We start from the raw sequence: 19,617 nt of genomic DNA, 5'->3' as shown, positions 1-19,617 counted from the left end.
GATGCGACGGCGGGGCCAAGTTTCAGCGGCCCCGGTCACGAAAGCGTTATCGCAATGCGGCGGGGCGGCTTTACCCAGTGCCATGGGCGCGCTAGGTAAGGCGCAACAGTGTGGGAGACGGGCGATGGCCGAAGACGGAATCAACAGCTTTATGACCGGGCCGGATGAGGCCGGACGCTTTGGCATTTTTGGCGGGCGTTTTGTTTCGGAAACGCTGATGCCGCTGATCCTTGAACTGGAAGAGCGTTACGAATTCGCCAAGACCGACCCCAGTTTCTGGGCCGAGATGGATGATCTGTGGAAGCATTATGTGGGCCGCCCCAGCCCGCTGTATTATGCAGAGCGGCTGACCACCCATCTGGGTGGCGCGAAGATCTATATGAAGCGCGACGAGTTGAACCACACCGGCGCACACAAGATCAACAATGTGTTGGGCCAAATCATTCTGGCGCGGCGCATGGGCAAGACCCGGATCATCGCCGAAACCGGGGCGGGCCAGCATGGGGTGGCGACGGCCACGGTTTGTGCCAAGTTCGGTCTGAAATGCGTGGTCTATATGGGCGCGCATGATGTGGAACGGCAGGCGCCCAACGTGTTCCGCATGCGTCTGCTGGGGGCCGAGGTGGTGCCGGTGACCTCGGGCCGGGGCACGCTGAAGGATGCGATGAACGATGCGCTGCGCGACTGGGTGACCAATGTGCGCGACACGTTCTATTGCATCGGCACGGTGGCGGGGCCTGCGCCCTATCCGGCGATGGTGCGCGATTTCCAAAGCATCATCGGCAAGGAAGTGCGCTGGCAACTGGCCGAGCAAGAGGGCGAGGGCCGCTTGCCCGATACGGTGATCGCGGCCATCGGGGGCGGATCGAATGCGATGGGGCTGTTCTACCCCTTCCTGGACGATCCTTCGGTGAACATCATCGGGGTCGAGGCGGGCGGCAAGGGCGTGGATGACCGGATGCAGCATTGCGCCAGCCTGACCGGCGGGCGCCCGGGCGTGCTGCATGGCAACCGCACCTATCTGTTGCAAGATGACGATGGCCAGATTCTGGAAGGCTTTTCGATCAGCGCGGGCCTTGATTACCCCGGCATCGGGCCGGAACATGCCTGGCTGCATGATACGGGGCGGGCGAAATATGTCAGCATCACCGATGCCGAGGCGCTGGAGGCGTTCCAGCTGTCTTGCGCGCTGGAGGGCATCATCCCGGCGCTGGAGCCGAGCCATGCGCTGGCCCATGTGATGAAGATCGCGCCAACGCTGCCCAGTGACCATATCATCGTGATGAATATGTGTGGCCGTGGCGACAAGGATATCTTCACCGTCGCCAAGCACTTGGGCTTTGACATGAAGGTATAGACGCGCCGCGCGTCTGTGGGTGCGGGCACCGGTGACCGCCCCAATGATGGCCCGAGTGATAGCCCCAGTCATAGCCCCTGTCGCAGTGGCGGCGGGGGCTTTTTCCTTGGCGTCGGGTCAGAACAGCTTGGGTGCCCCGGCGGGTTGGTCGCGGTCTTGCACACCCATGCGCATGCCGCGCCCGATCCGGTGGGCAAGGGCCGACCATGCGGCGGCGGTGGCTTCGGGCAGGGTGCGGCGCAGGACCGAATCGAACAGGCCCAGCCAGACATCGAACATCGGCGCGCGCACATCGCCTGCGGCCAGATGCACAGCCATCGGGTTGCCGTCATAGGCGCGTTCAAACAAGATCGCATTGCGCCAGAAGCGGCTGATCTTTTCCTCATGCGTTGGCCAGTCGGCAACATGGGCGGCAAAGACCGGGCCAAGGCCGGGGTGCAGGCGCACGCAGGCATAGAATTCGGTCACGACGGCGTCGATCTGGGCGGGGGTGATGTCAAAGCGCGGCGGTATCATGACCGCGACTGTCTGCCTGGCGCCGGGGCAGGGCAAGGGGGCGTGCTGCCGCAGCCCCCCGGTGGCGCGGCGGGCTAGTCGGCGGTGTCGATGGCGTAAAGCCGCAGCACCTCGGCGGGGACGATTTGCAGCGCTTTGGCATGGGTCGATTTCAGCCGCACCTGCGGGGCGGCGCCTTCCTCATGCGCTTGCAGGAACCTGCCTGCGCAAAGGCACCACTGATCACCCGGTTTCAGCCCGGCAAAGCCGTATTCGGGGCGGGGGGTGGACAGGTCATTGCCCAGATATTTCGACAGCGCCAGAAACTCGGCCGTCATCACGGCGCAGACGGTGTGCAGGCCCTGATCCATCGGCCCGGTATCGCAACAGCCGTTGCGGAAAAACCCCGTCATCGGCTGGGTCGAGCAGGGCTGCAAATCACTGCCCAGCACGTTGATGGATGGCTCTTTCATCTGTCTCTCCTTGTCTGGGGCAAGATTAGGGCAAAGCGCAGAGTTTTCCATGTGCCAAAGCGGCTTTGCCACAGTTTACACCCCAAAGCGCGCGCAATATAAGGCGGGCGATGTGGATGATCCTGATCATAGCGCGAATTAGCCGCCCGGCGTTCTGACCGTTGTCAGAGCGTCCGGGGCAATTTTCACGCGCGGGGCACTGGCCAGGCGGCCGCCCGCATCCATCTGACCCTGTTCATAGGAATTCCGCCATGTGCGCCGAGACGACCGAGACCGCTGGCCCCGAAACCGCAGCCGATTACCGCGACACTGTTTTTCTGCCCGAAACCGATTTCCCGATGCGCGCGGGCCTGCCGCAGCGTGAGCCGGAATGGCTGGCCCGTTGGGAGCGGATTGGCGTCTATGACCGCCTGCGCGAGAAAACGGGGCGCAAGCCGTTTACGCTGCATGACGGCCCCCCCTATGCCAACGGTCATCTGCACATCGGCCATGCGCTGAACAAGGTGCTGAAGGACATGGTGGTGCGCAGCCAGCAGATGATGGGCTTTGACGCCCGCTATGTGCCCGGCTGGGATTGCCACGGCCTGCCGATCGAATGGAAGATCGAGGAGCAATACCGCGCCAAGGGGCTGAACAAGGATGACGTGGATATTGTCGCCTTTCGTCAGGAATGCCGCAAGTTTGCCGAAGGCTGGATTGATGTTCAGCGTGAGGAATTCAAGCGCCTTGGCGTGACCGGCACCTGGGACAAGCCCTATCTGACGATGGATTTCCATGCCGAGGCGGTGATCGCCGAGGAGTTCATGAAGTTTCTGATGAACGGCAGCCTGTATCAGGGGTCAAAGCCCGTGATGTGGTCACCGGTGGAAAAGACCGCCCTGGCCGAGGCCGAGGTGGAATATCATGACGTGACCAGCCATATGATCTGGGTGCGGTTCCCGGTGGTGGCGTCGGACGCCTCCGGCGGGAGTATTTTCACCAAGATGAAGACGGATGTGGTGATCTGGACCACCACGCCCTGGACCATCCCGCAAAACCGGGCGGTGAGCTTTGGCCCCGGGATCAGCTATGGCCTGTATGAGATCATCGGCCGGCCCGAGGACAGCACCGCCACCATCGGCCAGCGTGTGCTGGTGGCTGATGCGCTGGCCGAGGCGACCTTTGCGCAAGCCAAGCTTGCTGGCCCCGAGATGATCCGCCGGTTGTGCGATGTGTCGGCCAATGATCTGGCGGGCCTGACCCTGGCCCATCCGTTCCGCGGGGTCGAGGGCGGCAATGGCGAGTGGGATTTTGACGTGCCGATGTTGCCGGGCGATCATGTCACCGATGATGCGGGCACGGGCTTTGTGCATACCGCGCCAAGCCATGGCGATGACGACTATCAGATCGGCCAGAAATTCGGCCTGCCGATGACCTATAATGTCGAGGCCGATGGCAGCTATCGCGCCGATCTGCCCTTGTTCGGCGGCCAGCAGATCATCACGCCCGAGGGCAAGGAAGGCCCGGCGAATGTCTCTGTGATCAAGCAACTTGCCTATTCCGGCGCACTGTTTGCCAAGGGCAAGCTGAAGCACAGCTACCCGCATTCGTGGCGGTCGAAGGCGCCGCTGATCTATCGCAACACGCCGCAGTGGTTTGCCGCGATTGACCGCAAGCTGGACGATGGCATGGGCAGCTATGGCGATACGATCCGCGAGAGGGCGCTGAAGTCGATCACCGATCTGGTGCAGTTCACGCCCGTTTCGGGCCGCAACCGCCTGCAGTCGATGATGGAGGCGCGGCCCGATTGGGTGCTGAGCCGCCAGCGTGCCTGGGGTGTGCCGCTGACCTGTTTCGTGAAAAAGGGGGCGAAACCCACGGATGCGGATTTCCTGCTGCGCGACCCGCAGGTGAACGCCCGCATCGTTGCGGCCTTTGAGGCCGAGGGGGCCGATGTCTGGTATGTGCAAGGGTTCAAGGAAAAGATGCTGACGGGCATCGTGGATCCGTTGGATTATGACCAGATCTTTGACGTGCTGGATGTGTGGTTCGACTCTGGTTCCACCCATGCCTTCGTGCTGCGTGACCGCAAGGACGGCACGGCGGATGGCTTGGCCGACCTGTATCTGGAAGGCACCGACCAGCATCGCGGCTGGTTCCACTCCAGCCTGTTGCAAGCCTGTGGCACCAAGGGCCGCGCGCCTTATCGCGGGGTGCTGACGCATGGCTTTACCCTAGATGAAAAGGGCATGAAAATGTCCAAATCCCTGGGCAACACGGTTGCGCCGCAAAAGGTGATCGAGGAATACGGCGCCGATATTCTGCGGCTGTGGGTGGCGCAATCGGACTATACAGTGGACCTGCGGATCGGGAAGGAAATCCTGAAAGGCGTGGCCGACAGCTATCGCCGGCTGCGCAACACCCTGCGCTATATGCTGGGGGCTTTGGCGGGCTATACCGAGGCCGAGGCCGTGCCTGCCGCCGAGATGCCGGAACTGGAGCGTTGGGTGCTGCACCGCCTGGCCGAGTTGGATGGCGAGGTGCGCAAGGGCTATGCCGCCTATGATTTCCAGGGCGTGTTCCAGAAGCTGTTCACCTTTGCGACCAGCGATCTGTCGGCCTTCTACTTTGATATCCGCAAGGACACGCTGTATTGCGACCCGGCCAGCAGTCTGCGCCGCCGCGCCTGCCGCACGGTGATGGATGCGCTGTTCCACCGCCTGACGACATGGCTGGCACCGATCATGGTGTTCACCGCCGAGGATGTCTGGCTGAGCCGCTTTCCCAATGACGGCGACAGCATCCACCTGCATGACATGCCAAAGACGCCTGCCGCCTGGCGGGATGAGGCTTTGGCAAAGAAATGGGCGGGCATCCGGGCGGCGCGGCGCACGGTGACGGGTGCGCTGGAGGTGCAGCGGACGGCCAAGGTGATCGGCTCGTCGCTGGAGGCGGCACCGGCAGTTTACGTTGAGGATGATGCGCTGCGGGCGGCGCTGGGGTCGGTCGATTTCTCGGAGCTGTGCATCACCAGTGGCTTGGCGCTGACGGCGGGGGCGGCACCTGAAGGGGCGTTCAAGCTGGCTGATGTGGCGGGCGTGGCGGTGGTTTTTGCCGAAGCCGAAGGCGACAAATGCGCCCGCTGCTGGAAGGTGCTGCCCGATGTGGGCACGCATCAGCACGCCCAGACCTGCGCGCGCTGCAACGACGCCCTGGGATGAGCGACGGCCCGCATCGGGCGGTGGTCGAGGGGCCGTTTGGCCCGATGACCCTGCACGAGGCGGGGGGCGTTCTGGTGAAGCTGACATGGGACAAGTCCCTGGCAGGGGCCGATCCGGGGGACGGGTCGGCCCTTTTGGCCGAGGCAGGCGCGCAGATGCGGGCCTATTTCGACGGGCGGTTGCGGGTGTTCGACCTGCCGCTGGATTGGGGGCAGGGGCTGCACCGGGATGTGCGCCGGGCGATGGCGGCGATTCCCTATGGCCAGACGCGCAGCTATGGCGAGATTGCCAAGGCGGTTGGTGCGCCTGCGCAGGCGGTGGGGCAGGCCTGCGGGGCCAATCCGCTGCCCATCGTGATTCCGTGTCACCGCGTCACCGGGTCTGGCTGGTTTGGCGGCTTTTCCGCGCCGGGGGGCGTGGAAACAAAGGCCGCGCTGTTGCGGCTTGAGGGGGCCTTGCTGCTGTAAGCCTTGCGGTGCCCCCTTGTCAGCCCCGGTCATTCGGCCCATTTTTGGCCCATGTGCGGGCGTTTCACCATCACCCACCCGAATGAGGCGCTGGCGGCGCTGTTTGACGCCGTGCCGGGAAATGATCTGCCGGTGGGGCCGCGGTTCAACATCTGCCCGACGCAATCTGTGGCGGTGGTCACCTCGGATGTGGGGCAGCGGCGGTTGCGGGCAATGCGCTGGGGCTTTCTCCCAAGCTGGTACAAGACGCCGACGGACGGGCCGCTGATCATCAATGCGCGGTCTGATTCGATCGCGCAAAAGCCCGCCTTTCGCGAGGCGGTGCGGGCGCGGCGCTGTATCGTGCCGGCCAGTGGGTTTTACGAATGGCAGACGGGCGAGGATGGGGCCAAGCTGCCGTGGTATTTCACGCGGCGCGATGGCGCGCCCATGGCCCTTGCGGGGATCTGGCAGCCTTGGGGCGAGGTTGACACCGTGGCCATTGTCAGCACCGAGGCCGGGCCGGGGATGCAGGGGCTGCATCACCGTGAGGCGCTGATGCTGGAGGCCCCCGACTGGCCGCTGTGGCTGGGCGAGGCCGGGCATGGCGCGGCGGTTCTGATGAAGCCTGCCGCTGACGGGCTGATGCAGTGCCACCGGGTGGACCGCAAGGTGAATTCAAACCGGGCCGAGGGGCCGGAGTTGATAGTGCCGCTGGCGGCCTGACTTGATTTCCACGGGCCAAAGGCGCATAGAGACGGCACGGGTGACCGGGCCCCTCTGGCAAGATTTGCGGCGGTCTTGCGATGTCGGCACCTGAACCGCAACACGCCCGTTCAGTTTGCAGTCCCATGACACCGACTTCTGCTGCGTCGAAATCGACGCTGTCCTATTTCACATGGGCCTTTGCCTTTACCGCCGTTGGTCTGGCCCTTGGCCTGTGGCTGGGGTTTTCGACCGCGCATACCGTGGCCGGGGCGATGAAGGTGTTTTTCATCGTCAGCGTTCTGGCGGTGCTGGAAATCAGCCTGTCTTTTGACAATGCCATCGTCAATGCCAACAAGCTGAAGGATATGACGCCGGAATGGCAGCACAGGTTCCTGACCTGGGGGATCATCATAGCCGTGTTTGGCATGCGCATCGTGTTTCCGCTGCTGATCGTGGTGATCGCGGCCAATGTCGGGCCATGGAGCGCGGTGGTGATGGCCGCCAGCCAGCCCGAGGAATACAGCCGCATCATGCATGAGGCGCATCTGCCGATTGCGGCCTTTGGCGGCACTTTCCTGATGATGGTGGCGCTGTCGTTCTTTTTCGACCACGAGAAAGATGTGCATTGGGTGCGTTGGCTGGAAGAAAAGGTCACGCAATATTCCTCGATCAAGGGGATCGAGATTGCCGTTGTTCTGGCGATCATGCTGGTGTTTTCCGAGGTGATCGAGCGGCAGGACAGTGCCGCCCATGCCACCACGTTTTTCCATGCCGCGATCTGGGGCCTGCTGACCTTTCTGCTGGTCGAGGTTCTGGGCGGGGTGCTGGACAAAAGCCAAGAGGCCCTGGCCGGGGCTGCCAAGGGCGGGCTGGGGGCGTTTCTCTATCTGGAAGTGCTGGATGCCAGCTTCAGCTTTGATGGGGTGATCGGGGCCTTTGCGCTGTCGTCAAACCTGTTCATCATTGCCATCGGTCTGGGGATCGGCGCGATGTATGTGCGGTCGATGACCATCATGCTGGTCGAGCGCGGCACGCTGGCGCAATACCGCTTTCTGGAACACGGGGCGTTCTATGCGATCTTGATCCTGAGCGTGATCATGTATGTGCAGACGCTGGTTCATATCCCCGAGGTGATCACCGGCCTGTTCGGCGCCGCCCTGATCGGTGTCAGCCTGTGGTCGTCGATCCGCTGGAACCGGGCCAATGCTGGGGCTTTGGACTAGGGAAGTGGAGCGGGCGGCGGGAATCGAACCCGCGTCTCCTGCTTGGAAGGCAGGGGTCTTACCATTACACAACGCCCGCGTCAGGGTCTGAGGTAGCGGATCGACGCGGCGGGGTCAACGGGGGCCTGACGCGACGACGCAAGAAAAAGCCCCGCCCGAAGACCGGTGCGGGGCTTTCCCTTGCGTCTTGGGGACGCACTGGATCGGTTACATGTTCTGGGGCTGCGGAAAGCCAAGGATGTGATAGCCGCCATCGACATGGATCACCTCGCCCGTGGTGGCGGCACCATAGCCGGAACACAGCCAGACCGCGGTGCCGCCAATCGCCTCCAGGGTGGCATTGGCGCGTAGGGGGGCGTTTTCTTCGGTATGACGGAAGGTGGCGCGTGCGCCGCCGATGGCCGCCCCGGCAAGGGTTTTCATCGGGCCGGGCGAGATGGCGTTGACGCGCACCTTTTGCGGGCCAAGGTCATTGGCCAGATAACGCGTGGCGCTTTCCAGTGCGGCCTTGGCGACGCCCATCACGTTGTAATTTGGGGAAACCTTGTTCGAGCCCTGGAAGGTCAGAGTGATCAGGCTGCCGCCCTCGGGCATCATCTCGGCGGCGCGGCGGCTGACGTCGATAAAGCTGAAGCACGAGATGTTCAGCGAATTGGCAAAGTTGCCGCGGCTGGTGTTGATGAACCGCCCCGTCAGTTCGGTCTTGTCGGAAAAGGCGATGGCGTGGATCAGAAAATCCATCGTGCCCCAGTTGTCGCGCAGCTTGGCAAAGCAGGCATCCAGGCTGGCATCATCGGTGACATCGACATCGACCAGCAGGTTTGACCCGACGCTGGCGGCAAGCGGTTCAACGCGCTTGCCAAAGGCCTCGCCCTGATAGGAAAAGGCCAGGTCGGCGCCTTCGTCTGCCAGGGCCTTGGCGATGCCCCAGGCGATCGAGCGTTCGTTTGCCACGCCCATGACAAGCCCGCGCTTGCCCTTCATCAGTTCGGCCATGATCGTCCCCAGACTGCGGTTAGCCGCGATATTTGCTCATCACCAGCGTGGCGTTGGTGCCGCCAAAGCCAAAGCTGTTGGACAAAACGCTGTCGATCTCGACGCCGTCGCGCATCGTGGTCACGATTTCGGATGCATCAAGCGCCGGGTCTAGTGTTGTGACATTGGCCGAGGCGGCGATGAAGCCTGCATTCATCATGATCAGCGAATAGATCGCCTCGTGCACGCCGGTGGCGCCAAGGCTGTGCCCGGTCAGCGATTTGGTCGAGGCGACGGGGGGCGTGTTGCCCTTGCCAAAGACGCGGCGGATCGCCTCCATCTCGGTCACGTCGCCGGCGGGGGTGCTGGTGCCGTGGCTGTTGATGTAATCAATCTTGCGGTCTTTGGGCAGGGTGGAAAGCGCAAGTTTCATCGACCGCTCGCCGCCTTCGCCGCTGGGGGCGACCATGTCGTGCCCATCTGACGTGGCGCCGTAACCGGTGACTTCGCCATAGATCTTGGCGCCGCGGGCCAGGGCGTGGTTCAACTCCTCCAGCACCACAACACCACCGCCGCCTGCGATGACAAAGCCGTCACGGGTGGCGTCATAGGTGCGGGATGCGGTTTCGGGGGCGTCGTTATACTTGCTGCTCATTGCGCCCATGGCGTCAAAGAGGCACGACAGCGTCCAGTCCAATTCCTCTCCGCCACCGGCAAAGACGATGTCTTGCTTGCCGAACTGGATCAGCTCTGCGCCATTGCCGATGCAATGGGCCGAAGTTGAGCAGGCCGAGGTGATCGAATAGTTCACGCCCTTGATCTTGAAAGGCGTCGCAAGGCAGGCCGAGGTGGTCGAGGACATGCCCTTGGTCACGCCGAAGGGGCCAATCCGCTTGGGGCTGCCGCTTTCGCGCACGATATTATGGGCCTTGAAGAACGATTTGGTCGAAGGGCCGCCGGAGCCGACGATAATGCCCGTGCGCTCGTTCGAGATGTCGGATGGTTCCAGCCCCGAGTCCTTGACCGCCTGTTGCATGGCGATGAAGTTATAGGCCGCCCCATCGCCCATGAAACGCAGGTCGCGCTTGTCGATGTGGTCTTCGAAGACGATGTTGGGCTGGCCGTGCACCTGGCTGCGGAATCCGCGTTCTGCATATTCAGGGGCAAAGACGATGCCGGATTTCCCGGCGCGCAGGCTGGCCTCTACCTCGGCGGCAGTGTTGCCGATGGGCGATACGATGCCGATGCCGGTGATGACGACGCGACGCATGGGCGCTCTCCTATCCTTGATCTCAATTGGCCGAGAGGGCCACTTTCATGTCGGTGACCTGATAAATCACTTCGCCATCCGCCTCGACGATGCCATTCGCCACGCCCATGGTCAGGCGGCGGGTGGCCAGGGCCTTGGTGAAATCGACCTTGTAGGTCAGCATCTTGCGGTCAGGGCGCACCATGCCGGTCAGCTTTACCTCGCCGACACCCAAGGCATAGCCGCGCCCCTGCCAGCCGCGCCAGCCAAGGTTGAAGCCGGTCAGTTGCCAAAGGCCGTCAAGGCCAAGACAGCCGGGCATGATCGGGTTGCCGGGGAAGTGGCAGTCAAAGAACCACAGGTCGGGGGTGATGTCGAATTCGGCCACCACATGGCCCTTGCCATGTGCGCCGCCATCTTCGGAAATCTCGGTGATGCGATCCATCATCAGCATCGGGGGGGCGGGCAGTTGCGCATTGCCGGGGCCGAACAATTCCCCCCGTGCACAGGCCAGAAGCGCGTCCTTGTCGAAACTGGTCGGATATTTCCCCATCAGCGGCGGTTCCCTTAAGCATTGGCGTCTGACCAACCGTGTAACACCCGCAAGGAAGGGGTGGCAAGGGCGGCGCAAAGGCCTTGTCACGGCAGTTGCGACCGATTTTCATTTGAAATTGGGGGGGCGTGCGCTCTATATAAGGGGTGAAGGGGAATATGATGACCGATCTGGCAATGAAACGCGGTGCCGACTGGCTGGCCACTGGGGGCTTGCGCCCGACACGGCAGCGCCTGTCGCTGGCGGCTTTGCTGGTGGGCGATGGTCAGGATCGCCATGTCACCGCCGAAAGCCTGTATGCGTTGACCATGCAATCGGGCGAGAGGGTGAGCCTTGCCACCGTTTACAACACCTTGCGCGCCTTTTGCGAGGCCGGGTTGATGAACGAAGTGGTGGTGGATGGCGCGAAAAGCTATTTTGACACCCGCATGGATGATCATCCGCATTTCTTTTGGGAAGACAGCTCGGAACTGACCGACGCCCCGAAAGACCAGTTGCAGATCACCGGTCTGCCCGACGCGCCCGAGGGCACCCAGATTGCACGGGTTGATGTGGTGATCCGCCTGCGCCGCAACTAGGGCGCAGGCAGGCCGGAACCGCCCGCAGCGTGGCGTCAGTTGCTGGCGATGTTCAATTTGCACGGGGCCGTCAGATCAAGCGCTGCATCGCGCACCGTTGTGCTGACGTTCAGCAGGCCCAAGACGCTGTGAAACAGATTGTCATGGCTGATCGGCTGAGTGGCATTTTCCGACAAGCAAGCCGTGTTCACCTGCATCGCGGTGGTAAAGTCGCTGTCCATCCACATGACCATGGGCACCTTGCGCTGCTCGGCCGGGGCCATGAACATAGGTGCGGCATGCAGATACAGGCCGTTTTCCCCCAAGGACTCGCCATGGTCTGACACATAGACCATCGCTGGCAGAATGCGGTCAGACGCGGCCAAAAGGTCGATGGTTTGCGCCAGAACATGATCGGTTTCGACAATCGAGTTGTCATAGGCGTTGACGATGTCTTCGGGGGCGCAATTGGCGAATTGCGTGGTTGTGCATTCGGGCTGGAACAGCGCGCGGTCTTTGGAATAGCGCAGGTAATAGGCCGGGCCGTGGCTGCCGATCATGTGCAGCACCAGCACGGTGTTTTGCGTCATCGTCTCGGCGGTTTTCTGGATGATGGGCAAGAACGCCTCATCCGTGCATTCGTCGATGCAGGCCTCGGGCGCGATCGAGGCGGTGATCGTGGTAAAGCCAAGGCGTTTGGCCACCTTTTGGTCGCCGGTGTTGTTGTCGAACCACTGCACGTCAAATCCGGCGCGGTTCAGGATGTCGAGCAGGTTTTCCGAACTGAGGAAGGCGTTGCGGGAGTAGTCATCCATCCCGTGATGCGAGAACATGCACGGCACGGAAACGGCGGTCGAGGTGCCGCAAGAGCTGACATCCGAAAAGTTGATGACATTGCGTTTGCGCAGCTGGGGGGTGGTGTCGCGGGCATAGCCGTTCAGGCCAAAGTTCTGCGCCCGTGCGGTTTCACCCACGAAATAGACCAGCAAAACCGGCTTGGTCGCCGCCGCTAGCAACGGGCCGGGGGTGGCGTCGGTGCCATAGGGGGCTGCCACCGGCTCGGCCGTTGTCCACTGGTCAGAGGCAAAGCGGCGCACGGCATTGATGGTGGCACCGGGTTGATAGGCGCCCATCAGATCGTGGCGTTCGCGCAGGGCCGCAGAAAAGGATTTGTAATCAACCAGCAACGCGCCGACCAGCAGGGCAAAGCTGGCGGCAATGCCAACCGGCCAACGCCAGATCTGGTGCAGGGGCTTGCGGCGGCGGATGACGGGCACAAAGACCAGTGCGGCGGGCAGAACGCCCAACAGCGTGATCTGCCAGACCATCTGAAAGGTCATCAGGTGCTTTGACTCGGTCACCGTGGTTTCCAGCACGTTGCGAACCATCTCGCGGTCGATCAGTACGCCAAAGGCGCGCTCATAGTAATTGGCCGCCGCGGCGATCAGGATCAGCGTTGCCAAAACCGGCTTTTGCAGCGCGCCGGGGCCCAACAGCTCGACCAGCAAAAGGGTAAGCGCCCAACCTGCCACGGCAAAGGCCGCAAAGCTGACGGGGTGTTGGCCGAAAAGTTCGGACATGCGCTGCCAGAAGCCGGAATTCAGCACCGCCAGGATATAGGTGGCACCGATCAGGTTCAGCGTCAGATGCGTCATGCGGGGGCGCACAAAGCCTGCAAGGCGGGTTTTGGGGGTATTGGTCATAGGGTTGGTCCATCAGGTCACGGGTCTGTGGCCCCGCCGGGGCGGGCCACGTTTCGCCCCCAATGCGCCCGCAACCTTGCGCTTGGCTTACAGCCTTGGCGATAAAGCGCATTCTTTTCCACTCGCAGCGGCGGGGCTGGCCCGTTATTCTGGCGGCATGAGATTGCTGCTTGTCGAAGATACGGCTGATCTGGCCGAGTCGGTGCTGCGCTTTTTGCGCGGTGAAGGGCATGCCGTGGATCATGCGCCTGATCTGGCCAGTGCCGAGGCGGCGATGGATGTGGCCAGCTATGCTTGCGTGGTGCTGGATCTGGGCCTGCCGGATGGATCGGGGCTGGATCTGTTGCGCCGCTGCCGCAGGGCGGGCGACCGCACGCCGGTGATTGTGGCCACGGCGCGCGACCAGATTTCCGACCGGATTGCCGGGCTGGATGCGGGGGCCGATGATTACATCGTCAAGCCTTTCGATCTGGGGGAATTGTCGGCGCGCATCCGCGCCAATGCCCGGCGTGCGCAGGGCCAGCCCGACAGCCGCATCGCCTTGGGCGATCTGGTGGTTGATCGGGCGGCGGCCAAGATCTGGCGCGACGGTCACGAACAACGCCTGACGTCGCGCGAATGGGCACTGTTTGATGCGCTGTTGGCGGCCCGTGGTCGCGTGCTGAGCAAGGCTGCGCTGGAGGAGGCGCTTTATGCCTTTGATGATGCGGTCGAGGGCAATGCGGTTGAGGTCTATGTCTCGCGCCTGCGGCAAAAGCTGGGGGCGGGGGCGGTAGAGACGCGCCGGGGTATGGGGTATCTGGTGCCATGACGGTGGCCGGGGCCAAGGCGTGGTCATTGCGCGGGCGCCTGTCGCGCAACATGGTGCTTGTGGTCAGTCTGGGTTGGTTTGTCACGATTTTGGTGACGGCCCTGCTGATCAATCACGAGTTCAACGAGATGTTGGACGAGGAATTGCGCGCCCTTGGCGATGAGACGGCGCTGCTGCTGGACAGTTCCGAAGGGGCGCGGCTGGCCCGGTCGATCAGCGTGTCTGGCGATGGCGATGAACGGGTGTTGCGGATCACACCGCTGGGCTTTGCGCCCCCGCCTGCCCCGTGGGGGGTGGTTGGGGCGGATGGCTATGCCGACAGCAGCGGCTGGCGTGTGCTGCGGATGACGGCCGAAAATGCCACGATCGAGATTGGCCACAACAAGGCTTGGCGACGCGAGGAAGTGGTCGAGGCGTCGCTGGGGCTGCTGGTGCTGGTGCTGCCCCTGGTGGCGGTGATCTTGTTGGCGGTGCGGCGCACGGTGGGTCTGTCGCTGGCCCCGGCGCGCGATCTTGCCAAGCGGGTCGCTGAAAGGGGCCCCGAGGATTTCACCCCCGTCAGTGCCAAGGGCCTGCCTGCGGAATTGCTGCCCCTGGTGACCAGCCTGAATGCCTATACCGACCGCGTGTCGCATCTGCGCGAGGCCGAGCGTGCCTTTGTGGCGAATGCGGCGCATGAGTTGCGCACCCCGATTGCGGCGCTGCGGGCGCGGCTAGAGGTGGAAGACCCCAAGACTGCCGCTGCCGTGCAGCCCGTGCTGGACCGTCTGGCCCGCCGGATCGAGCGGTTGTTGCAACTGGCCCGCAGCGAGGCAGGCGGGGTGCTGGGGAAGGGGCCGTCTGATCTGCTGCGGATTCTGCGGCTGATCCGCGACGAGATGCCCGCGGCCCAAGCCGCACGGCTGGTGATCGACGATCATGATCAAGAGACGTTGGACCTGCCTGTTGATCCCGATGCCCTTGCGATCCTGTTGCGCAACATCATCGACAATGCCTGTGAAAACAGCACCGGGTTGGTGCGGGTTTCGGTGTGGCCCGAGGGCAAGGTGGTGGTGGAAAACCCCGTCGCGCCGGGGGCGGCCTTTCAAGAAGCGCGCTTTGCCAGTGGCGTGGGATCCACCGGGGCGGGCTTGGGCCTGGCCATCATGGCGGCGGTGTCGCAGGCCATCGGGGCGGGGCTGCGAAAAGAGATGGTGGCAGGTGACGGCGGGCGGCGGGCGCGGGTGGAAGTGGATTTTATGCCACTTTTGGCGCGCAAGACGGCATCGGGGGGCGGGGCAACGGGTTGATGTTTGGGCATTTCCGGCCCCGTTGCCCGAAATGTTTCAGCAGACTGTCGCCACGCCACGCAGATGTGTTGGCAATTGCCCTTATTTCCAGATAGAATCATTGATAACAGGAGGCGAACAATCGCCCCACAACAAGAGCAGGCGTTATGGAAACGGAAACCCTTGCGATGGCGCAGGAGATTGATTTCTCCATGCTGGCCCTTTTCGCGCGCGCGACACTGACCGTTAAGGTCGTCATGATTTTGCTGATGGGCATGTCGTTCTGGTCATGGTCGATCATCATCCAGAAGTTCATCCAGTATCGCGCGGCCAAGCGTGAGGCCGAGATTTTTGACCGTGCCTTTTGGTCGGGCGAGCCGCTGGATGAGTTGTTTGAAAAGATCGGCCCGCAGCCCGAAGGCGCCAGTGAAAAGGTGTTTTCGGCCGGGATGCTGGAATGGCGGCGCAGCCATCGGCAGGATGGGGCGCTGATCGCGGGCGCTCAGGCCCGGATTGATCGGGCGATGAACGTGGCGATTGCCCGCGAATCAGAGCGGCTGACCACGGGGCTGTCGTTCCTGGCCACCACCGGGGCCACGGCCCCCTTTATCGGGCTGTTCGGCACGGTCTGGGGGATCAAGCACGCGTTTGAACAGATCGCCATCAGCCAGAATACCAACCTTGCCGTCGTGGCCCCCGGCATCGCCGAGGCGCTGCTGGCCACCGGGATCGGCCTTGTTGCGGCTATTCCGGCGGTGGTGTTCTATAACAAGCTGAACGCCGATAGTGAGCGGATCCTTGGCAATTACGAGAGCTTTGCCGACGAATTCGCCACGATCTTGTCGCGCCAGTTGGACGCCTGAGCCATGGGGGCAGGGGTCATCAAATCTTCGGGCGGTGGGTCACGGCGGCGCAGACGCGGTGGCAATGCGGCGGCGATGTCGGAAATCAACGTCACGCCTTTTGTCGATGTCATGCTGGTGCTGTTGATCATCTTCATGGTGGCGGCGCCCCTGCTGACGGTGGGGGTTCCGGTCGAGTTGCCAAAGACCGCAGCCAGTGCGCTGCCCACGGAACAGGAAGAACCGCTGACCGTGACGCTGACCGCCGATGGCCGGACGCTGATCATGAACACCGAAACCGCGCAGGCGGAACTGATCACCAGACTGACGGCCATCGCCGCCGAACGCACGACGCGCAAGGTGTTTCTGCGGGCCGATGGCGCCATTCCCTATGAGCGCGTGGCGCAAGTCATGGGGGCCTTGAATGCCGGCGGGTTCAACGAGATTGGTCTGGTGACCGATGTCGATGGCCCGTCGATGAACGGCAACTGATCCGAGACGCCAATGCTTGCGCGCATGCAAACGGGCACCATTATTTCGGGCGCAGGACATGTGGCGCTGATCCTCTGGGCGATCCTGGGGGATTGGCTGTTTACGTCGCGCGATGCCCCGCCGGTGCAGGTTGCAGAGGTGTCGCTGATTTCAGCAGCCGAGTTTGACGCAATGGCGGCGGCAGTGCCTTCGACGCCCGAGCCTGCGCCCGCCCCGGAACCGGCGGCCGAGCCACAGCCCGCGCCCGAGCCGCCCGCCCCGGCCGAAGTGATCGTGCCGCCCGAGCCGGTGGTGCCCGAACCGGCCCCCGAGCCCGAGCCGGTGCCCGAGCCTTTGCCCGAAAACAATGGCGTGGCCGATGCCGAGCTTTTGCCAGTCAATCCTGACTTCGTGCCCGAAGTGCCCTTGCCCCCCACCAGCAGCCCGCGCCCCAAGCCCGCGCCACGCGTGGCCCCAGTGCCCGTTGACGCGCCCGAGCCGCAAGCCGAGGTGGCCGAAGCCCCGCAAGAGGCCGTGACGCCCGACCCGGTGCCCGACCCCGTGGTGCAAGAGGAAGAGCGCCCCGAAGCGGCACAGGAAGAGGCCGGCACCGTGCTGGAAACCGAGGCAAACCGCGACGAGCAGGTTGACGCCAGCGGCGCCCCGCCCACCAGCCCGCGCCCAAGGGGCAAGCCCGCGCGGCGCGATGCCCCGGTGCAAGAGACGGCCGAACCTGTGCAAACCGCCGAGCCTGCGACAGATGCCGTGGCTGATGCCATCGCGGGGGCCTTGGCCGAGGCGACGACGGACACGCCCGCCGCCACCAACGCCCCGGTTGGCCCGCCGATGACCAGCGGCGAACGCGATGCGTTGCGGGTGGCGGTGCAGCAATGCTGGAACGTCGGCTCGCTGTCGTCCGAAGCCTTGCGGGTAACTGTGGTGGTTTTCGTCGCGGTGTCGCAAAACGGTGTGCCGGATGCGGCCTCGATCAAGATGGTGGATTACAGCGGCGGGTCCGAAGCTGCCGCGCGTCAGGCCTATGAAGCGGCGCGGCGGGCGGTTATTCGGTGTGGCGCGCGCGGTTTCCCCCTGCCTGCCGACAAATACGACCAATGGCGTGAAATGGAATTGGTGTTCAACCCCGATGGAATGCGACTGAGATGAGGCGATTTGCGCAAAGATTTGCCGAAAAGGGGCCATTTCGCGGCTCTTTCCCCCTGCTTGCCAGCGTGATTGCGCTATGCTGGCCAAAATCTGGCGCGAATGCGCTTTGCTGCCCTGAAACGCAGACAAATTGAGGCGATGATGAGCTTTTCCCATATCCTTCGTTCCGCCATGGTCCCTGCCTGCGCGCTGGCCCTGTTGGGGGCAATCGCCCTGCCGCAGCCGGCCCTCGCCCAGAATGGCCCGTTGCGCATTGAAATCACCGAAGGCGTGATCGAACCCCTGCCGTTTGCCGTGCCCGATTTCGTGGCCGAAAACGGCGAGGCCGCCGAATATGCCGCCAACATCGCCCGTGTGATCGCCAGCGATCTGTCGGGCACCGGCCTGTTTCGCGAAATTCCGCCGCAGGCCCATATCAGCCGCGTGTCCAGCTTTGACGCGCCCGTCGCCTATGAGGATTGGAAGGCCATCAATGCCCAAGCCCTGATCACCGGGGCGGTCAGCGCCAGTGGCGGGCGGATTGTCGTGAAGTTTCGCCTGTTCGACGTCTACAGCGGCCAGCAACTGGGCGAGGGTCTGCAATTTGCGGGCACGCCGCAAAGCTGGCGGCGGATGGCGCATAAAGTGGCCGATGCCGCCTATAGCCGGATCACCGGCGAAGGCGGGTATTTCGACAGCCGGGTGGTGTTTGTCAGCGAAAGCGGGCCGAAAAATGCCCGCGCCAAGCGTCTGGCGGTGATGGATTACGATGGCGCCAATGTGCAATATCTGACGGATTCATCTTCAATCGTGCTGGCGCCGCGCTTTTCGCCCACGGGGGATCGGATCCTTTACACCAGCTATGCCAGCGGTTTCCCGCGGATCACCCTGATGGATGTCGGTTCACTGGCGACCCGCAGTCTGGCCGAGCAGCCGGGCACCATGACCTTTGCCCCGCGCTTTTCGCCCGACGGCAGCCGGGTGGTGTTCAGTCTGGAACGCGGCGGCAACTCTGATCTTTACATGCTGGACATCGGGTCGGGTGGTCTGACGCAACTGACCAATGCCCCCTCGATCGAAACCGCGCCCAGCTTTAGCCCCGATGGCAGCCAGATCGTGTTTGAATCCGACCGTTCGGGCAACCAGCAGCTTTATATCATGAGTGCATCGGGCGGTGAAGCGCGGCGCATCTCGGGCGGGCAGGGGCGCTATGGCACCCCGGTCTGGTCGCCGCGCGGTGATCTGATCGCCTTTACCAAGCAGAACGCGGGCCGTTTTCATATCGGCGTGATGCGCACCGATGGCAGCGAAGAGCGTCTGCTGACCGCCAGCTTTCTGGATGAAGGCCCGACCTGGAGCCCGAATGGCCGCGTGATCATGTTCACCCGCGAAACCGCCGGGGCCGGGGGTGAGGCGCGGCTGTATTCGGTGGACATTACCGGGCGGAACCTGAAACAGGTTTCCACCCAAGGCGCGGCGTCAGACCCGGCATGGTCGCCCCTGCTGCCCTGAGTTCACACCAAAATGCGCGCCGGACCCGTTAACAGGGGCCGGCAAACCTGTTAGAATCGTGGCCAGATCGAGCCAAGAATGAAAAGGAAACTTCAGATGCCCTTCCTTCCCAAGGCAATGCTTTTGGTGGCGGCCCTTGGCCTTGCCGCCTGTAACAATCCCGACCGGTTCGGTGCTGGCGGCGCAGGTGCCGGTGGTGCTGGCGCGGGTGCGGGCGGCGGTTTTGTCGATACCACCGGCCTTGGCGATCCCAATGATCCGGCGTCGATCGCCTATTTCAATCAGCGCGTCGGTGATCGCGTTCTTTTTGCGGTGGATCAGCACACGCTGTCGCCCGAGGCGCGGCAGGTGCTGGCCGGTCAGGCCCAGTGGCTGAACACCAACCCGTCTTATGCTGTCATCATCGAAGGCCATGCCGACGAACAGGGCACGCGCGAATACAACTTGTCGCTGGGGGCCCGTCGTGCCGCGGCGGTGCAGAACTTCCTGATCTCGCAAGGGGTTTCGGCCGGGCGGATGCGCACGGTGTCTTATGGCAAGGAACGCCCGATCGAGGTTTGCTCGGATGAGGCGTGCTATGCCAAGAACCGCCGCGCCGTGACCGTTCTGTCCATCGGCGGCGGGGTGTAAC

The 19,617-nt window shown here is 63.3% G+C and carries 19 protein-coding genes and 1 tRNA gene; 13 read left to right on the top strand and 7 right to left on the bottom strand.

The features are described 5' to 3' along the window. Positions 1-124: 124 nt before the first annotated feature. Positions 125-1,357, top strand: coding sequence for a tryptophan synthase subunit beta (gene trpB, locus V3C85_RS13455; RefSeq protein WP_331795638.1), 1,233 nt, complete (start codon positions 125-127; stop codon positions 1,355-1,357). A 117-nt stretch (positions 1,358-1,474) separates the two neighbouring features. Here the strand turns inward: trpB and V3C85_RS13450 are convergent, their stop codons facing one another. After that, a complete protein-coding gene (locus tag V3C85_RS13450) occupies positions 1,475-1,873 on the bottom strand; it encodes a group III truncated hemoglobin (protein WP_331795637.1) in 399 nt (132 codons plus the stop codon). A gap of 74 nt (positions 1,874-1,947) precedes the next feature. Next, a complete protein-coding gene (locus V3C85_RS13445; protein WP_331795636.1) occupies positions 1,948-2,325 on the bottom strand; it encodes a DUF2237 family protein in 378 nt (125 codons plus the stop codon). Positions 2,326-2,576: 251 nt separating this feature from the next. On the opposite strand from V3C85_RS13445, the gene ileS reads away from it, so the two are divergent. The 4 genes from ileS (at position 2,577) to V3C85_RS13425 (ending at position 7,902) form a co-directional block, all read left to right on the top strand. Further along, a complete protein-coding gene (gene ileS / locus V3C85_RS13440) occupies positions 2,577-5,525 on the top strand; it encodes an isoleucine--tRNA ligase (RefSeq protein ID WP_331795635.1) in 2,949 nt (982 codons plus the stop codon). After that, positions 5,522-5,992, top strand: coding sequence for a methylated-DNA--[protein]-cysteine S-methyltransferase (locus V3C85_RS13435; protein ID WP_331795634.1), 471 nt, complete (start codon positions 5,522-5,524; stop codon positions 5,990-5,992). Before ileS ends, V3C85_RS13435 begins: the two co-directional genes overlap by 4 nt. A gap of 51 nt (positions 5,993-6,043) precedes the next feature. Then, positions 6,044-6,697, top strand: coding sequence for an SOS response-associated peptidase (locus V3C85_RS13430; protein WP_331795633.1), 654 nt, complete (start codon positions 6,044-6,046; stop codon positions 6,695-6,697). 125 nt (positions 6,698-6,822) lie between these two features. Beyond that, positions 6,823-7,902 (top strand): DUF475 domain-containing protein, encoded by a 1,080-nt coding sequence (locus tag V3C85_RS13425; protein WP_331795632.1) that lies wholly within the window; start codon positions 6,823-6,825, stop codon positions 7,900-7,902. A 5-nt stretch (positions 7,903-7,907) separates the two neighbouring features. On the opposite strand, the gene V3C85_RS13420 is transcribed toward V3C85_RS13425, so the two are convergent. From V3C85_RS13420 to fabA, 4 genes are all read right to left on the bottom strand, one after another. Further along, a tRNA-Gly gene (locus V3C85_RS13420) sits at positions 7,908-7,981 on the bottom strand. 128 nt (positions 7,982-8,109) lie between these two features. Then, positions 8,110-8,898: an enoyl-ACP reductase FabI gene (locus tag V3C85_RS13415; protein ID WP_331795631.1), complete on the bottom strand. Its 789-nt coding sequence runs from the start codon at positions 8,896-8,898 to the stop codon at positions 8,110-8,112. Between the two features lie 19 nt (positions 8,899-8,917). Further along, positions 8,918-10,147: a beta-ketoacyl-ACP synthase I gene (fabB, locus tag V3C85_RS13410; protein ID WP_331795630.1), complete on the bottom strand. Its 1,230-nt coding sequence runs from the start codon at positions 10,145-10,147 to the stop codon at positions 8,918-8,920. 22 nt (positions 10,148-10,169) lie between these two features. After that, positions 10,170-10,679, bottom strand: a complete 510-nt coding sequence (gene fabA / locus V3C85_RS13405) for a bifunctional 3-hydroxydecanoyl-ACP dehydratase/trans-2-decenoyl-ACP isomerase (protein WP_331795629.1) — start codon at positions 10,677-10,679, stop codon at positions 10,170-10,172. A 161-nt stretch (positions 10,680-10,840) separates the two neighbouring features. On the opposite strand from fabA, the gene irrA reads away from it, so the two are divergent. Next, entirely contained in the window at positions 10,841-11,257 is a 417-nt protein-coding gene (gene irrA, locus V3C85_RS13400; protein WP_331795628.1) for an iron response transcriptional regulator IrrA, read from the top strand. A 35-nt stretch (positions 11,258-11,292) separates the two neighbouring features. Here irrA and V3C85_RS13395 read toward each other — a convergent pair whose 3' ends face one another. Continuing rightward, positions 11,293-12,939, bottom strand: a complete 1,647-nt coding sequence (locus V3C85_RS13395) for a phosphoethanolamine transferase (protein WP_331795627.1) — start codon at positions 12,937-12,939, stop codon at positions 11,293-11,295. Positions 12,940-13,096: 157 nt separating this feature from the next. Between V3C85_RS13395 and V3C85_RS13390 the strand changes: the two genes are divergently transcribed. The 7 genes from V3C85_RS13390 (at position 13,097) to pal (ending at position 19,616) form a co-directional block, all read left to right on the top strand. Continuing rightward, positions 13,097-13,750 (top strand): response regulator, encoded by a 654-nt coding sequence (locus tag V3C85_RS13390; protein WP_331795626.1) that lies wholly within the window; start codon positions 13,097-13,099, stop codon positions 13,748-13,750. Then, positions 13,747-15,039, top strand: a complete 1,293-nt coding sequence (locus tag V3C85_RS13385; protein WP_331795625.1) for a histidine kinase dimerization/phospho-acceptor domain-containing protein — start codon at positions 13,747-13,749, stop codon at positions 15,037-15,039. The genes V3C85_RS13390 and V3C85_RS13385 overlap by 4 nt, the downstream gene beginning before the upstream one ends. A 146-nt stretch (positions 15,040-15,185) precedes the next feature. Beyond that, a complete protein-coding gene (gene tolQ / locus V3C85_RS13380; RefSeq protein WP_331795624.1) occupies positions 15,186-15,881 on the top strand; it encodes a protein TolQ in 696 nt (231 codons plus the stop codon). 3 nt (positions 15,882-15,884) lie between these two features. Beyond that, on the top strand, positions 15,885-16,352 hold the full coding sequence (gene tolR / locus V3C85_RS13375) for a protein TolR (RefSeq protein WP_331795623.1): 468 nt from the start codon (positions 15,885-15,887) through the stop codon (positions 16,350-16,352). A gap of 24 nt (positions 16,353-16,376) precedes the next feature. Continuing rightward, the gene (locus V3C85_RS13370; protein WP_331795622.1) at positions 16,377-17,495 is read left to right on the top strand and encodes a cell envelope biogenesis protein TolA; all 1,119 of its coding nucleotides are present in this window, start codon (positions 16,377-16,379) and stop codon (positions 17,493-17,495) included. A 171-nt stretch (positions 17,496-17,666) separates the two neighbouring features. Then, entirely contained in the window at positions 17,667-18,986 is a 1,320-nt protein-coding gene (gene tolB / locus V3C85_RS13365) for a Tol-Pal system beta propeller repeat protein TolB (RefSeq protein ID WP_331796029.1), read from the top strand. Between the two features lie 96 nt (positions 18,987-19,082). Continuing rightward, positions 19,083-19,616: a peptidoglycan-associated lipoprotein Pal gene (gene pal, locus V3C85_RS13360; protein WP_331795621.1), complete on the top strand. Its 534-nt coding sequence runs from the start codon at positions 19,083-19,085 to the stop codon at positions 19,614-19,616. The last annotated feature ends 1 nt before the right edge of the window (position 19,617 follow it).

This window comes from Pseudotabrizicola sp. L79 (genome assembly GCF_036553525.1).
In the GTDB taxonomy this organism is placed as follows: Bacteria; Pseudomonadota; Alphaproteobacteria; order Rhodobacterales; family Rhodobacteraceae; genus Pseudotabrizicola.
This window is presented reverse-complemented; position numbering and strand designations above follow the sequence as displayed.